The sequence below is a fragment of the Methylobacterium sp. FW102-HT35C08 genome (assembly GCF_058790235.1).
The window spans coordinates 6102072-6115974 of the sequence record NZ_JBYTCL010000002.1; the positions used below are offsets into that span (position 1 = coordinate 6102072).

Genomic DNA, 13903 nt, shown 5'->3' on the forward strand with positions numbered 1-13903 from the left:
TGCCCCCGGCGCCGCGCCGCCGCATGGATGCGGACGACCCTCGCAGCGACACCGAACACGCCCGTGACCCAGCCGACATCCGAGCCGGCGCGCCCGCCGATCCGCTTCCGCGGCCGCTCCTTCATGGCCACCGTTCTGGCGCCGGTGCCGCCCGTGTCCGAGTGGTTCGGCGACCTGGACGCCTTGAACCGGCGCGCGCCGAACTTCTTCGCCGGCCGGCCGGTGATCCTCGACCTCGGGGGATTGCGGCTCGGCCGTGAGGATCTCGACGGGCTGCTGGCCGAACTCGCCGCCCGCAACATCGCGATCCTCGGCATCGAGGGTGCGGCCCCGTCGCTTCTCGGATCCGGAACACCGCCGGCCTTGTCGGGCGGTCGTCCCGCGGGCGAGATCGACACGCCTGGTGAGGCCGCGCCGGCCGAGACGCCCGCGAAGGAGGTCGCGCGCTCTCTGATCCTCGACGCACCGGTGCGGTCGGGCCAGACCGTGCTGCATCTGGAAGGCGATGTGACCGTGCTCGGGGCCGTCGCCTCGGGTGCCGAGGTGATCGCCGGCGGCTCGATCCACGTCTACGGGGCGCTGCGCGGACGGGCCATTGCCGGCGCCGCGGGTGATCCCACGGCGCGGATCTGGTGTCGCCGCTTCGAGCCGGAGCTCGTGGCGATCGACGGCCTCTACCGGGCCGCCGACGACCTCGATCCGGCTTTCCGCGGACAGGCCGTCGAGGTCCGGCTCCTCGAGGATGCGATCAAGCTCAACCTGTTCGAGCGGGGTTGATGGGCTTTTCGCGAGAGCGGTTCGTTCGGCCTCTCGAAACCCGTGCCGTCCTTGCGCGCGCAGCGAAGCGATCCGGTCGGCGCTCCAATCTCAGGGGTGACGCCGCCCCGGGTCGCTTCGCTGCGCTCGCGATGACGAGAGCGCTCGACCGCACTTGCGACGGTCGCGGCCGAACCGTGAAAGTGTCCTCTTCCGCACCGATACAAGGATCCCGGCAGAATTTGCCGACCGGATCAGAAACTTAACCCTTCGGTAACCATACCCGCCGTCAATGGTCCGGTAAGGACTCTTAACGGGCGGACATGAGCGAGACCCTCCCCGAGCCGATCGATCCGGAGACCGCCCAGGCGGCTTCTCCCTCCGCGCCCCGGCCGCTCAGCCTGCGCGGACGGGCCTTCAAGGCCCTGGCCCTCTCCCCCGAGCCGCCGCTTCCCGAGTGGCTCGCGGGCCTCGATGCGGCGCTGAAGCGCTCGCCGACCCTGCTGAAAGGCCGGGCCGTCATCCTGGACTGCGCCCAGCTCAAGCCCGAGCCGGACGCGCTCGAAACGTTAATGGCCGAGCTCAAGGCCCGCGGCATCGCGGTCCTCGGGATCGAGGGCGCCGACGCGGTCGCGGCGGGACTGCCGCCGCTGCTGGTCAAGGGCCACCCGTCTGAGACGATCGAGATCCCGAGCGTCCCGGCCGAGCCGGAGCCGCAGGTGGTCACCTCGATCACCGTCGAGGGCTCGGTCCGCTCCGGTCAGAGCGTCATCAACCCGACCGGCGACGTGACCGTGATGGGTTCGGTCTCCTCGGGGGCCGAGATCCTGGCCGGCGGCTCCATCCACGTCTACGGCGCCCTGCGCGGACGCGCGATCGCCGGAGCCGCGCGCAACCCGCGCGCACGAATCTACTGCCGCAAGTTCGAACCCGAGTTGCTGGGGATCGACCGCCTCGTGCGGACGGCGGAGGACATGGGGACGGCCCTGCGCGGCAAGGCCGCCCAGGTCTGGCTCGATAACGGCAACATCCGAATGGCAAGCCTGGATTAAGGGAGATCGACGCGTGGCAAAGGTTCTCGTCGTCACATCGGGCAAGGGCGGCGTCGGCAAGACGACGACGACCGCGGCCCTCGGAGCAGCCCTGGCACAGGGCGGACAGAGCGTGTGCGTCGTCGATTTCGACGTCGGCCTGCGCAACCTCGACCTAATCATGGGTGCGGAGCGGCGGGTCGTCTATGACCTGATCAACGTGGTTAACGGCGACGCCAAGCTGCCGCAGGCGCTGATCAAGGACAAGCGGGTCGAGACCCTGCACCTGCTGCCGGCCTCGCAGACCCGCGACAAGGACGCGCTCACCGACGCCGGCGTCGCCCGGGTGATGGAAGAGCTGCGCGACAAGTTCGACTGGGTCATCTGCGACTCGCCCGCCGGCATCGAGCGCGGCGCCCAGCTCGCCATGCACCACGCCGACGTGGCGGTGGTCGTGACCAACCCCGAGGTCTCCTCGGTGCGCGACTCCGACCGGATCATCGGCCTCCTCGACTCCAAGACCGCCAAGGCCGAGAAGGGCGAGGACATCGAGAAGCACCTGATCCTCACCCGCTACGACCCAGGCCGGGCCGACCGCGGCGACATGCTCAAGACCGAGGACGTGCTCGACATCCTGTCGATCCCGCTGCTCGCCATCATCCCGGAGAGCCAGGAGGTGCTGCGCGCCTCGAACCTCGGCTGCCCGGTCACCCTCAACAACCCGCTCTGCGCCCCGGCCCGCGCATATGCCGACGCGGCCCGCCGCCTGAAGGGCGAGGAGGTGCCGATGAGCCTGCCGGTCGAGCGCAAGTCCTTCCTCGACAAGCTGTTCATGCGGAGGGCGGCATGAGCATCCTCGGGATCTTCCAGAAGCGCAACTCCGGCACGGTCGCCCGCGACCGCCTGCAGCTGATCCTCGCCCACGAGCGGGCCGAGTCGGGTCGCCCCGACCTCGTGCTCCAGCTCCGGGAGGAGATCCTGGCGGTGATCGCCAACCACGTCGCGGTCGAACCCGACAAGGTGAAGGTCACCCTGGAGCGCGGCGAGGGCGTCTCGACCCTCGGCCTCGACATCGAGCTGCCGCTCGGTGCCGCGGGCAAGCTCGACGCGAAGCTCGCGGCCAAGCTCGCCGAGGTCGCCGCCAACAAGGGCCGCGGTAAGCTGGCGTCCAAGAAGGCCGCTTGAGCCGGGCCGGGATTGCTCCCGCCGGTATGGATCGACACAAGCCGCGTCCGGGCAGCCGGGCGCGGCTTTTCGCTTGCAAGTCCGTCTGGGAGGCTTGGGGTCCGCGGATGGAGACCGAGCCGCTTCTCGATCCGGCGTCGCGACTCCACGCCCTGTCATTCCGGGGCCGCGTAGCGGAGCCCGGAAACCAGAGCCGCCAGCGCGCCAAGATCTTGCACCGACGGCGGTTCTGGATTCCGGGCTCGCCTGCGGCGACCCGGAAAGACGGTGCTTATTCTCTTGGGCCGAGCGGAGAGACGTTTCACCTCGGCCGGTGTTGAAGGCTGCCGCATCTCCGGCGGCTCGGGTTATCGGTATGGTGTGCCGGGGGGCATCAGCACAGGGATCGCCATGCCGAGCGCCACGACGGATGACGGAGTTCGCCTCCACTACGAGGAGAGCGGGCGCGGGACGCCGCTGATCTTCGTCCACGAATTCGCCGGCGATCATCGCAGCTACGAGGCGCAGCTCCGCCATTTCGGCCAGCGCTATCACGCGATCGCGTTCAATGCCCGGGGCTATCCGCCCTCCGACGTTCCGGAGGCCGTCTCGGCCTACACGCAGGCGCGCGCCGCCGACGACATCCTGGCGATCCTCGATCATGTCGGGGCTCAGACGGCGCACGTGGCCGGGATCTCGATGGGCGCCTTCGCGACCCTCCATTTCGGCCTGCGCCATCCCGGCCGCGCCTTGTCGCTCTGCCTCGGCGGCGTCGGCTACGGCGCGGAGCCTGATCGGCAGGCGCTGTTCCGGGCCGAGGCCGACGCCACCGCCGCGATGCTGCGCCGCGACGGCATGGCGGCCTTCGCCGAGCGCTACGCCTACGGACCGACCCGGGTGCAATTCGCCAACAAGGATCCGCGGGGCCACGCCGAATTCAAGCGGATGCTCGCCGAGCATTCGGCCGTGGGCTCCGCCAACACGCAGGCCGGGGTCCAGAAGGAGCGGCCCTCACTCTACGATCTGACCGACGCTCTGGCAGGCCTCACCGTGCCCACCCTGATCCTCGCCGGCGACGAGGATTGGCCCTGCCTGGCTCCGAGCCTGATGCTCAAGCAGGTCATCCCGTCCGCCGCCCTGGCCATGCTGCCCAACACCGGCCACGCGCTCTCCGTCGAGGAGCCGGACGCCTACAACCGGCTGCTCGACGCCTTCCTCGCGCAGGTGGAGAGCGGCCGCTGGCCGCTGCGCGACCCGCGGGCCGTCTCGGCGACGATCACCGGCATCAAGGGCTGACCGGATCCCGCGCGATCAGCCGGAACAGGGCCGCCCGGTCCGGCTGGGTGGTGACCACGGCCTGCGGCAGGACCGGTTCCCTCTCGTCCAGGACGATCCGGAACCGCGCCAGCAGCCGCGCCAGCGACAGGACCGCCTCGCTCAGCGCGAATTGTGCGCCGATGCAGACGCGCGGGCCGGCGCCGAACGGCAGGTACGCGAAGCGCGGCGGCTGCGGCGCCCCCGGCAGGAAGCGGCCCGGATCGAACGCCTCGGGGTCGGACCAGAGGCCACGGTGCCGGTGCAGCACCCAAGGGCTGACCATCACGATGTCGTTCTTCTTCACCGCATGGCCGGCGACCATGTCCGGGCCGAGCGCCCGGCGGACGACCACGAACGCTGCCGGATACAGGCGCAGAGTCTCGTCGATCACCGCGCGGGTGAGGGGAAGTCGCCCGTCGCTCTGGCAGCCGGTCGGGTCCGCAAGGTCGGCGCCCCGCGCCTCCGCGGCGGCGCGCTCCTGCACCTCGGGGGCGAGGGCCAGCAGGTAGGCGGCCCAGAACAGCGTGCCGGCGGTCGTCTCGTGTCCGGCCAGGATCATGGTGGCGACCTGATCGCGCAGCTCGCCCGGCGAGAAGGCGGCTCCCGTATCCGGGTTGCGCGCCGTCGCCAGCAGATCCAGCAGGTCGCCCGAGCGGGCCTGACCCCGGTCCGAGGCCTGGCGGGCCGCGATGATCCGGTCGAGGAACGGGATCCACCGGCGGCGGAAGCGCGACCGCGACCAGTCGAGGGGCACCGGCCAGCCCGGCGGCGTCACGATGTCGAGAAGATGCGGCCGCCCCATCCGCTCGGCGTACTCGGCGATGAACCCGCGCAGCTCCGCGCCGTGCTCGTCCATGCCCACCGAGAACATGGCGCGCCCGGCAACCTCGAGCGCCAGCCGGTAGAACGCGTTGAACAGATCGACCGGCCCCGCGGCCGCCTCTTCGGCGATGCGGTCTAGCCCCTCGTCCACGGCGGCCGAGATGTGCGGGACCAAGCCGTCGATCGCCCGCGGCGTGAAGGCCGGGGCGAGCGTGCGCCGCTGATGGCGCCAGGCGGATCCCTCGCTGATCAGGAGGCCGTCGCCGAGGATCGGACGCAGGATGCGGGTGGTGCCGGTGGTCCGGGCGTAGTTGGCCTGGTTCTCGACCAGAACCCGCCGGATCGCCTCCGGGTCGTTGAGGATGAAGCTCGAGCGCCCCAGCAGGCCGCGGCGGGTCACCGGCTCCTCGTAGGCCCGCTTGGAGAACCCCCGCAGGCTGTTGTCGCGGATCGAGCGCAGATAGGCCGGGATCGGCAACTCGCGCTCCGGCGGGGCGCGGTGCGGCGGCACCACGCGCGGCAGGCCGGCGAGGCTCGCGGTCGACCGGGCCGGGGTTGCGGTCGCGTCCATTGATGTGGGCATGGGGCGCCATCCTGTGCCGGACACGCGATGATCTGTAAACCGCCGCCGGCGCGCCGGGTGCGCCGGTCACGCCTCCGTCATTCGGCGGCGTTGCGCAGGCGCGTGTCGGCATCGCGGAGCGGCAGACGGGCGGGGAAGCGGGCGAGATCCGCGTCCGGCGAGAGGCTGGCCACCAAGCTGGCGCGGGGCAGCGTGGCGTCCGCGACGTCGAGCAGCGTCTCGACGCCGCGCTCGAGGTGCTCGTCGACCCGATCGACCACCAGGATCTCGGGTTCGCGCAGGATCGCCCGGGCGAGGCCGATCCGCACGCGGACACGCTCGGCCAGCAATTGCCCGCGGTTGCCGACGTCCTTCTCGAGACCGCGCCGCTGGATCGGCCGCTCCAGGTCGAATTCCCGGAACACCGCCCGCGCCTCCTGCTGGATCAGCGCCTCGCCGTGCATCCGCGCCGTGTCGATGCGGCCGAACAGGAGGTTGTCGAGGACCGTGCTGCGCGGGTTGATCCGGTTCGGATCGTAGGATTCGACGTCGCAGCCGTCGTCGCCGTGCATGAAGCCCTGCACGATCCCGCGGGCGCCGACCATCCGCTTGGCGAGCGCCTCGTCGAGCAGGCCGAAACGCATCCGGGGCTCCACGTAGGCGAGCGCCAGCGCCAGGAAGGCGACGCTGTCGGCCTCGCTCAGGCGCCCTTCGGCCGGCAGGCGGGCGAGCCGGCGCAGGTAATCCGGCAGCGCGTCGGGCGTGATCAGCGAGAACCGCCGGAACAGCGGGTGGCCGGGCGGCACGTCGGCGAAGATGTCCTTGAGGTTGCTGGCGATCGCGACGCCCATGCGGTCGAGTTCGTCGAGCAGCTTCACCTTCTCGAGGGCTTGGCGGAACAGGGGGGTCGCCGCCAGGCGCTGCGGCTCCTTCAAGCTCGGATCGCGCGGGACGCCGAACAGCAGGTTCTCGCCGACGGTCGCCTGATCGTTGTAGCGCCCGCGGGCGAAGGGGATCACCAAGTCGGCCAGGCCCTTGCGGGCGAAGTGCTCGCGCAGATGCTCCCGGGCCGCGATCATGCGTTGGCCCACCGGCGTGTCGTGCGCCACCGAGCTGAGCGCCCCGAGACCGAACCGGTAGAGGTCGTCGCCGAGGTCGAGCCGTCCGAGCAGATCGACGAGCCGCTCGTCCAGCTCCCCGGCATCGCGGACGCCGAGACGCCGATAATCCACCCAGGGATCCTCGACGCTGTCGCACGGATTGCCGGTCTTCACCGCCTCGTTGATCCGGGTCTTGCTGAGATCGAGTCCGTTCGTCCGCAGCGGCCGGACCCGCAGGCCGTAGAGGATGTTGTCGCGCAACGTTCCGGGGAACAGCACTGGTTCGACGCCGGCATACGCGATGCGGTGCGCGTGGACGGGACGCGCCAGGGTGAACAGGTCGTGCTCGCCGATCCGGATCGAGCCGCTCGGCGCCGTTTGAAGGCCCGCCAGGACGCGCGTGAATTCCTGCGCGACCGGGCCGGACGGCACCAGCGCGAGGCGCTGCGGAAGGTTCACCTCGGCATCGCGCACCTCGACCGGAGCGCCGCCCTGCGGATCGCGCAAGGTCAGGCCTTCCACCTGGAGCGGACTGCCAAGCCGGGGCGGCGACCCTTGCGATTCGTGCTCGGCAGGTCGCAGGCGCTGCGGCCCGAAATGCGCCGCCACGGTCTCGTACTTGACCTCCACGTCGAGGCGCTGCTGGTCCCAGTCGATCAGCTCCTTCAAGGGCGGGGGCAGGTCGCGATAGGCGGCGAGGACCGCCACCAGCTGGCCGATATCGAGTTCACCCTTCAGCGCGAAGTAGCCGCCGATCGCGTAGAACAGGAACGGCGTCACCTGGGCGAGCAGGTTGTTCAGGTATTTGACTGCGAACTTGCGCCGATAGATCCGCAGGCGCAGGTCGTAGAGGCTGTAGAGCCGGCCGCCGATCTCCGCCCGTTCCCAGCGCCCGGTATCGTTGAGCAGGACCGCCGGCAGCCCGTCCAGCACCTCGGCGACGCGGCCCGCGAGGTTACGCGAGGCGATCTGGCGCCGCCGGCTGAGGCGGATGATCTCGCGCCGCAACCGCGGGATCACGATCATCTGCACGCCCACCATGCCGCCAGCCGCGAGGCCGAGCCAGAGGTTCTGCATCATGATGAAGGCGAGCGCGGTGGCGGCCTGCGTCCCGAGGAACACCGGAACCACGATGGCGTCGCCGATGAAGGAGCCGATCGGCTCGACCTCGTCGCGGATGATCGTTGCGGTCTCGGAGGATTTCACCTCCCGCTGCGCCTCGGGCGAGAAGCGCAGCATCAGGGAAAAGAGCTGGAATCGGAGCCGCCGCAGCATCCGCTCGCCGAGGATGCCTTTCTGGAGGTTGATCCAGAACTTGAAGGCGCCGTTGATCAGGACGAGCGTCAGGAACAGCGTCGAAAGCCCGAGCAGCAATTCCAGCCGGTCCAGCTGGAAACCCTCGAACAGCCGGGTGGTCCCGCCGCCGAGCGCGTCGGGCCACTGGACCGTCATCTCGAGGAAGGGTGCGGTTCCCTCGCCGTGAGAGAACGCCTTCCCGGTGATCGCGTCGTTGACGATCCGCTTCGGCAGGTCGAGCGACGCGAAGTAGAACGGCAGCGACGCGAACACCACGGCGCAGATCTTGAGCTGATCGGCCTTGGAGTAGCGCCAGATGTACGGGAACAGCCGCGGCTCAAGCGCGCGCATCGTGTCCTTCCGACGTAAGTCCGTTCTGGTGGGGCGAGGGCCGAATCGCGGCGGCCGGACGCAGTGCAGCCGCCGTCACGGTACCCGAGCGGTTCGATTCCATCCAACTCAACCCGAAGCGGCAGGCAGCCGCCGCCGAGGCGCATGCACGTCCTGATATAGGGCGGTGATTTCCGCAGCGGGCACGCGTGCAGGGCAGCCCTGCACGAAAGCAGCGACGGTCCGCCGTTCCGACTGACGCGCGAGCGATGACCTCGACTGCCCCCAGCGATTCGGGCTGTGCGCCCCCGCCATGTCCTCGGTGGCCTTGCCGACGGGCGCGTGTCCTTATATTGCGACGCAACCACCACGACTCCGTACCTGAACCGGCGCGGACGGCCGCGCCGCGCGGCCGCCAGGGAGCCGGCACAACCCGTTTCGGGCCGCCATGAATCTGCGCAACATCGCCATCATCGCTCACGTCGACCACGGCAAGACGACCCTCGTCGACAAGCTGCTGGCCCAGTCCGGCACCTTCCGCGAGAATCAGCGGGTCGAGGAGCGGGCGATGGACTCGAACGACCTCGAGAAGGAGCGTGGCATCACGATCCTGGCCAAGGCGACCTCGGTCGTTTGGAAGGACACCCGCGTCAATATCGTCGACACCCCCGGCCACGCCGATTTCGGCGGCGAGGTCGAGCGCATCCTGTCGATGGTCGACGGCGTGATCGTGCTGGTCGACGCGGCCGAGGGCCCGATGCCGCAGACCAAGTTCGTGGTCGGCAAGGCGCTCAAGATCGGCCTGCGCCCGATCGTGGCGATCAACAAGGTCGACCGGCCGGACGCGCGGATCAACGAGGTCGTGAACGAGGTGTTCGACCTGTTCGCCGCCCTCGACGCGACCGACGAGCAGCTCGACTTCCCGATCCTCTACGGCTCGGGCCGCAACGGCTGGATGGCCGACACCCCGGAGGCCGATCCTTCGGTGGGTCTCGAGCCGCTGTTCGATCTCGTGCTCAAGCACGTGCCGCCGGCCCGGACCGAGGAGGGGCCGTTCCGGATGCTCGGCACCCTGCTGGAGGCCAACCCGTTCCTCGGCCGCATCATCACCGGCCGCATCGCCGCAGGCTCGGTGAAGCCGAACCAGTCGATCAAGGTGCTCGATCGCACCGGCAAGGTCGTGGAGACCGGCCGCGTCTCGAAGATTCTCGCCTTCCGCGGCCTGGAGCGCGCGCCGATCGACATCGGCGAGGCGGGTGACATCGTGTCCATCGCCGGCCTGATGAAGGGCACCGTCGCCGACACGTTCTGCGACCCGCAGGTCGAGACGCCGATCCAGGCGCAGCCGATCGATCCCCCGACCGTGACGATGTCGTTCATCGTCAACGACAGCCCGCTCGCCGGCACCGAGGGTGACAAGGTCACGAGCCGCATGATCCGCGACCGCCTGTTCAAGGAGGCCGAGGGCAACGTCACGCTCAAGATCGAGGAGGCGGCCGATAAGGACAGCTTCTACGTCTCGGGCCGTGGCGAGCTGCAGCTCTCAATCCTGATCGAGACGATGCGCCGCGAGGGCTTCGAGATCGCCGTGTCGCGCCCGCGCGTCGTGTACGAGCGGGACGAGGCCGGCGGCCTGCTGGAGCCGATCGAGGAGGTCGTGATCGACGTCGATGAGGAGCATTCCGGCGTCGTCGTCCAGAAGATGTCCGAGCGGAAGGCCGAGATGCTGGAGATGCGGCCGTCGGGCGGCAATCGCCTGCGCCTCGTGTTCCACGCGCCGACCCGCGGCCTGATCGGCTACCAGGGCGAGCTGCTCACCGACACCCGCGGCACGGCCATCATGAACCGGCTGTTCAAGGCCTACGAGCCCTACAAGGGCGAGATGCCGGGCCGGCGCAACGGCGTGCTGATCTCCAACGACCAGGGCGAGGCCGTGGCCTACGCCATGTGGAACCTGGAGGATCGCGGCCCGATGATGATCGAGCCGGGCTGGAAGGTGTACCAGGGCATGATCGTCGGCGAGCACAACCGCGAGAACGACCTTGAGGTGAACGTGCTCAAGGGCAAGAAACTCACCAACATCCGCACGACCTCGAAGGACGAGGCCGTCCGCCTGACGCCGCCGATCCGCATGACCCTGGAGCGCTCGCTGGCCTGGATCCAAGACGACGAGCTCGTCGAGGTGACCCCGAAGTCGATCCGCCTGCGCAAGGCGGTTCTCGACCCGAACGACCGGAAGCGCGCCGAGCGTGCCAAGGAGAACGCGGCCTGAGCCGAACGGCCGGGGCAACCGGACGTGAACAACCGGCAACCGGGCGCTCAGGCCCGGTTGCTGATGCGGTCCTTATGGTAAGCCTCACTCGAGTCCATCGAACCCTTATGCCGTGTGGCGTAACGCGGCATGGCGGACCCGAGAGGTCCGCGTGAACCCCATGACCTCCATGTCCGTCGCGTCGAACTCGCTCCCGCCTGTCCGGTCGCTCGGTTCCCCGGCGCCGCTGTCCTACCTCGTCGGCCAGGATGGCGACGGCCACTGGGTCGCCGTCGAGACCGGAGGACGGGCAGGGGGCATCTTCCGGACCCGCCAGGACGCGATCCGCTACGCCTGTATCGAAACGGGTTGCCGGCCGGACGACGTCCGGCTCTCCGCCGAGCCGATCCCGTTCCGGCTCGTCTGAGCGGCGCCGGGCGCGGCGGGCATCGCCGCGTCCGCGTCCACCCCCAGCTCAGCTGCTGCCGGGATCAGTCTCGTCGCGCTGGGTCCCGCCAGCCGGCGGCCCCATCCCGGGCTTGCCGTCGGTCTTCTCGTTCGGATCCTTGACCGCGTCGGGCGCGACGTTCTTCGGCTTCTCCGGCTTCGCGCCGGTCTCCTCGCGCTCGCTCATTCCCGATTCTCCCGCTCAGCCCGGTAGCGACCGCCCGCGACCTTCTCGTCCTCGGCCGGGCCGCGCGACGCCTTCTGATCGGAGTGCCCGCCCGATGAGCCCCCGACCGCCGGCGGCGACCGCCCAGGCTCGCCCGCTTTTCCCCAGCCCTCTTTCGGCTCGGTGCGCGGCGTTCCGCCGGTGCCCATCTCGGTGACGGCGGCCTGATCGGCGGTCTGCCGACCGCCGCCCGCGGGTGCATCCCCGCGTGAGCCGACCGCGTCGTCGGGCTTGCGGGTGACGGTGCCGGAATCGCTCGTCGGCCTGACCATCAGCGCTTCCCGTCGTCTTGGCCGACCGCAGCCGTGGCGCGATCGATCGCTTCACTCAGCTGCGGGTTTGCCTGACCCTTCGCTCCATCGCGGTCCTCGCGCGACGATCCCGCTTGGGAACCGGTCTTGCCGGATTCCGATGCGTTCGTGCCGCCGGAGGGTGCGTCGTTGTCCCTCGGCGACGATCGGTCTGCGTGATTCGTCATCATCCGCCTCTCTGCGTCTTCGCGGGACAACGGAGGCGGAGACGGACGGTTGCGCGATCGGTGCCGACCCGGACGTCAGGGGCCGACGATACGCGGCATGATCGTCTGCACCAGCCGCTGTACCGTATCCTCGGCGCTCCCGCGGCTCGTCGCCCGGGCGTCGATCGAAAGCAGGTCGCCGTCGCGCAGGATCACCGCAGTCGCGCCTCCGCCGTTTCCGAGCGCGTAGACGGTGATCCAGCCGATAGCGGGGCCGGCGGGAAGGCCGGACAGCCGGCAATCCGGATTCCGCTTGATGCAGAGCGCTTCCAGGGCGCCGAAGGAGGTCTTTCCGGACCGGACCCGCTGCTCGGTGCCGTCGCTCAGCTGCCCGAGCTGCAGTTCGGCCAACGGTGCGCCTGCGCAGCCCGTGCACGTCAGGATGAGATGCTCCGGCTCCGCCTGTGCCGATGATCCGCTGCCGAGGCTCGCGCGGGCCGCTTCGGTGACCTGCGTCAGGTCGTGGACGGCGAAGCCCTGGGCTAATCCCGCCTGTGCCCAGAGGCAGCAGAGAAGGCAGAGCAGGCCGCGCATGTGAGAATCTCCTTCCGGTCGCCCGATCGGCGGTAGCGGAAGGATGAACGAAGATCCAGATCGACTTCGCGAAGGTTCCATCGCGATCTCCGCCAGCCCGAGGTGATCCTATGCGAGAACTGACGCGCAGTGTCGAAGCTTATTTTCAGTAGAGGTGATCACTTTTGGCTGAAGAGGTGGTAATTGAGGGTCGAAAATATCGGTTACCGATAAAGAGGCCAACTCATTAACGGCCGATAGCGTCTGGATTGGCCTTCTTTGCCTGCGGCGAGCCGTGCACCGAGCCGTCGCCTCATGGTCATCAGTCCGGGGCACCAGAGGCGAGCCGGGACTCGAAAAGGTATGCCGGCGGCAGCCCATCCAGAGACCCGCTCGGTCTCGATCCTTGACGTGCCTGTGGGTCTGGATCCCGGGATCCGCGATGCGGCCCCGGGATGACAGATTTAAATTTCGGCGCGAGAGCGATGTTCGGGCGCCAGGCCGCTCAGCCGATTCCGTCGAACAGCGCCGACGAGATGTAGCGCTCGGCGAACGAGCAGGCGATGGTGACGATCCGCTTGCCCTGGAAGTCCGGCTGTTTGGCCAGTTCAAGCGCCGCGGCCACGTTGCCGCCGGTCGAGATGCCGCCCGGGATGCCCTCGAGGCGGGCGAGGGCCCGCGCGGTCTCGAAGGCAGTCTGGTTGGAGACCTTCAGCACGCCGTCGAGGATGTCGGTGTGAAGGTTGTCGGGGATGAACCCGGCCCCGATGCCCTGGATCTTGTGCGGGCCCGGCTGGCCGCCGGAGATCACCGGCGAATCCTCCGGCTCCACCGCGAAGACCTTCAGGTTCGGCAGGCGCGGCTTCAGCACCTCGCCGACGCCGGTCACGGTGCCGCCTGTGCCGACGCCGGCCACGAAGGCGTCCAGCTGGCCGCCGGTGTCGGTCCAGATCTCCTCCGCGGTGGTCTTGCGATGGATCTCAGGATTCGCCGGGTTCGAGAATTGCTGCGGCATTACGGAGCCCGGGATCTCCTTCAGGAGCTCCTCGGCCTTGGCGATCGCACCCTTCATGCCCTGAGCGCCGGGGGTGAGCGCCAGCTCGGCGCCCAAGAAGGCGAGCATCTTGCGCCGCTCCAGCGACATCGTCTCCGGCATGACCAGGATCAGCCGGTAGCCTCGGGCCGCCGCCGTGAAGGCCAGGGCGATGCCGGTGTTGCCCGAGGTCGGCTCGACCAGGGTGCCGCCGGGCTGAAGCTTGCCGGACGCCTCGAGCGCGTCGATCATGTTGACGCCGATGCGATCCTTGACGCTGGCGATCGGGTTGAAGAACTCGAGCTTCAGCAGGATCTCGGCATCGACACCCTGTTCCTTCGGCAGGCGGTTCAGCCGGACCAGTGGTGTGTTGCCGATCGTCTCGGTGATCGAGCCGTAGACACGGCCATGGCCGACCTTCTGCGGCGCGTTGAGGGTATCGGCCATCGCGGAACTCCTGCTCGTGGAAATAGGACGAACGGACGTCGGGTCCGGACCACCCGCACCGAAGACCTTCGATCGGGCGCTGCCGTGTCCG

General features: G+C 69.4%; 14 protein-coding genes. 7 read left to right on the forward strand and 7 right to left on the reverse strand.

What is annotated here, in order from left to right; all coding sequences use genetic code 11:
- Positions 1 to 123: 123 nt before the first annotated feature.
- From minC (AC3WSN_RS29210) to AC3WSN_RS29230, 5 genes are all read left to right on the forward strand, one after another.
- Positions 124 to 777, forward strand: a complete 654-nt coding sequence (minC, locus tag AC3WSN_RS29210; RefSeq protein ID WP_373622863.1) for a septum site-determining protein MinC — start codon at positions 124 to 126, stop codon at positions 775 to 777.
- Between the two features lie 302 nt (positions 778 to 1079).
- Positions 1080 to 1808 (forward strand): septum site-determining protein MinC, encoded by a 729-nt coding sequence (minC, locus tag AC3WSN_RS29215; RefSeq protein WP_192706669.1) that lies wholly within the window; start codon positions 1080 to 1082, stop codon positions 1806 to 1808.
- 13 nt (positions 1809 to 1821) lie between these two features.
- A complete protein-coding gene (gene minD, locus AC3WSN_RS29220; protein ID WP_192706670.1) occupies positions 1822 to 2637 on the forward strand; it encodes a septum site-determining protein MinD in 816 nt (271 codons plus the stop codon).
- Positions 2634 to 2972 (forward strand): cell division topological specificity factor MinE, encoded by a 339-nt coding sequence (gene minE / locus AC3WSN_RS29225; protein ID WP_492542733.1) that lies wholly within the window; start codon positions 2634 to 2636, stop codon positions 2970 to 2972. The genes minD and minE overlap by 4 nt, the downstream gene beginning before the upstream one ends.
- Positions 2973 to 3362: 390 nt before the next feature.
- Positions 3363 to 4247 (forward strand): alpha/beta fold hydrolase, encoded by an 885-nt coding sequence (locus AC3WSN_RS29230; protein ID WP_492542735.1) that lies wholly within the window; start codon positions 3363 to 3365, stop codon positions 4245 to 4247.
- On the opposite strand, the gene AC3WSN_RS29235 is transcribed toward AC3WSN_RS29230, so the two are convergent.
- Together AC3WSN_RS29235 and AC3WSN_RS29240 are read right to left on the reverse strand one after the other, a co-directional pair.
- Complete coding sequence (locus tag AC3WSN_RS29235) at positions 4237 to 5673, reverse strand: cytochrome P450 (RefSeq protein WP_192706673.1); 1437 nt, start codon at positions 5671 to 5673, stop codon at positions 4237 to 4239. The two genes, AC3WSN_RS29230 and AC3WSN_RS29235, sit on opposite strands and share 11 nt — an antisense overlap.
- Before the next feature lie 77 nt (positions 5674 to 5750).
- Positions 5751 to 8399, reverse strand: a complete 2649-nt coding sequence (locus tag AC3WSN_RS29240) for an ABC transporter transmembrane domain-containing protein (RefSeq protein WP_492542737.1) — start codon at positions 8397 to 8399, stop codon at positions 5751 to 5753.
- A 427-nt stretch (positions 8400 to 8826) separates the two neighbouring features.
- On the opposite strand from AC3WSN_RS29240, the gene typA reads away from it, so the two are divergent.
- Together typA and AC3WSN_RS29250 are read left to right on the forward strand one after the other, a co-directional pair.
- Positions 8827 to 10650 carry a translational GTPase TypA gene (gene typA, locus AC3WSN_RS29245; RefSeq protein ID WP_192706675.1) on the forward strand — a complete coding sequence of 608 codons (1824 nt, stop codon included), beginning with the start codon at positions 8827 to 8829 and terminating at the stop codon, positions 10648 to 10650.
- A gap of 160 nt (positions 10651 to 10810) precedes the next feature.
- Positions 10811 to 11056 carry a DUF2188 domain-containing protein gene (locus tag AC3WSN_RS29250; RefSeq protein WP_373622279.1) on the forward strand — a complete coding sequence of 82 codons (246 nt, stop codon included), beginning with the start codon at positions 10811 to 10813 and terminating at the stop codon, positions 11054 to 11056.
- Between the two features lie 48 nt (positions 11057 to 11104).
- Here AC3WSN_RS29250 and AC3WSN_RS29255 read toward each other — a convergent pair whose 3' ends face one another.
- The 5 genes from AC3WSN_RS29255 to cysK all read right to left on the reverse strand — a co-directional run bounded on the left by AC3WSN_RS29255 (position 11105) and on the right by cysK (position 13812).
- A complete protein-coding gene (locus tag AC3WSN_RS29255; RefSeq protein ID WP_238194194.1) occupies positions 11105 to 11263 on the reverse strand; it encodes a hypothetical protein in 159 nt (52 codons plus the stop codon).
- Complete coding sequence (locus tag AC3WSN_RS29260; protein WP_492542740.1) at positions 11260 to 11574, reverse strand: hypothetical protein; 315 nt, start codon at positions 11572 to 11574, stop codon at positions 11260 to 11262. The genes AC3WSN_RS29255 and AC3WSN_RS29260 overlap by 4 nt, the downstream gene beginning before the upstream one ends.
- Positions 11574 to 11783, reverse strand: coding sequence for a hypothetical protein (locus AC3WSN_RS29265; RefSeq protein WP_492542742.1), 210 nt, complete (start codon positions 11781 to 11783; stop codon positions 11574 to 11576). The genes AC3WSN_RS29260 and AC3WSN_RS29265 overlap by 1 nt, the downstream gene beginning before the upstream one ends.
- Before the next feature lie 72 nt (positions 11784 to 11855).
- Positions 11856 to 12353, reverse strand: a complete 498-nt coding sequence (locus AC3WSN_RS29270; RefSeq protein ID WP_492542744.1) for a hypothetical protein — start codon at positions 12351 to 12353, stop codon at positions 11856 to 11858.
- A 484-nt stretch (positions 12354 to 12837) separates the two neighbouring features.
- The gene (gene cysK, locus AC3WSN_RS29275; RefSeq protein ID WP_492542746.1) at positions 12838 to 13812 is read right to left on the reverse strand and encodes a cysteine synthase A; all 975 of its coding nucleotides are present in this window, start codon (positions 13810 to 13812) and stop codon (positions 12838 to 12840) included.
- Between the last annotated feature and the right edge of the window lie 91 nt (positions 13813 to 13903).

Coding starts and splice junctions, on each gene's coding strand:
- minC (WP_373622863.1), top strand. CDS start 124: ATGGCCACCGTTCTGGCGCCGGTGCCGCCCGTGTCCGAGTGGTTCGGC.
- minC (WP_192706669.1), top strand. CDS start 1,080: ATGAGCGAGACCCTCCCCGAGCCGATCGATCCGGAGACCGCCCAGGCG.
- minE (WP_492542733.1), top strand. CDS start 2,634: ATGAGCATCCTCGGGATCTTCCAGAAGCGCAACTCCGGCACGGTCGCC.
- AC3WSN_RS29230 (WP_492542735.1), top strand. CDS start 3,363: ATGCCGAGCGCCACGACGGATGACGGAGTTCGCCTCCACTACGAGGAG.
- AC3WSN_RS29235 (WP_192706673.1), bottom strand. CDS start 5,673: ATGCCCACATCAATGGACGCGACCGCAACCCCGGCCCGGTCGACCGCG.
- AC3WSN_RS29240 (WP_492542737.1), bottom strand. CDS start 8,399: ATGCGCGCGCTTGAGCCGCGGCTGTTCCCGTACATCTGGCGCTACTCC.
- typA (WP_192706675.1), top strand. CDS start 8,827: ATGAATCTGCGCAACATCGCCATCATCGCTCACGTCGACCACGGCAAG.
- AC3WSN_RS29250 (WP_373622279.1), top strand. CDS start 10,811: ATGACCTCCATGTCCGTCGCGTCGAACTCGCTCCCGCCTGTCCGGTCG.
- AC3WSN_RS29255 (WP_238194194.1), bottom strand. CDS start 11,263: ATGAGCGAGCGCGAGGAGACCGGCGCGAAGCCGGAGAAGCCGAAGAAC.
- AC3WSN_RS29260 (WP_492542740.1), bottom strand. CDS start 11,574: ATGGTCAGGCCGACGAGCGATTCCGGCACCGTCACCCGCAAGCCCGAC.
- AC3WSN_RS29265 (WP_492542742.1), bottom strand. CDS start 11,783: ATGATGACGAATCACGCAGACCGATCGTCGCCGAGGGACAACGACGCA.
- AC3WSN_RS29270 (WP_492542744.1), bottom strand. CDS start 12,353: ATGCGCGGCCTGCTCTGCCTTCTCTGCTGCCTCTGGGCACAGGCGGGA.
- cysK (WP_492542746.1), bottom strand. CDS start 13,812: ATGGCCGATACCCTCAACGCGCCGCAGAAGGTCGGCCATGGCCGTGTC.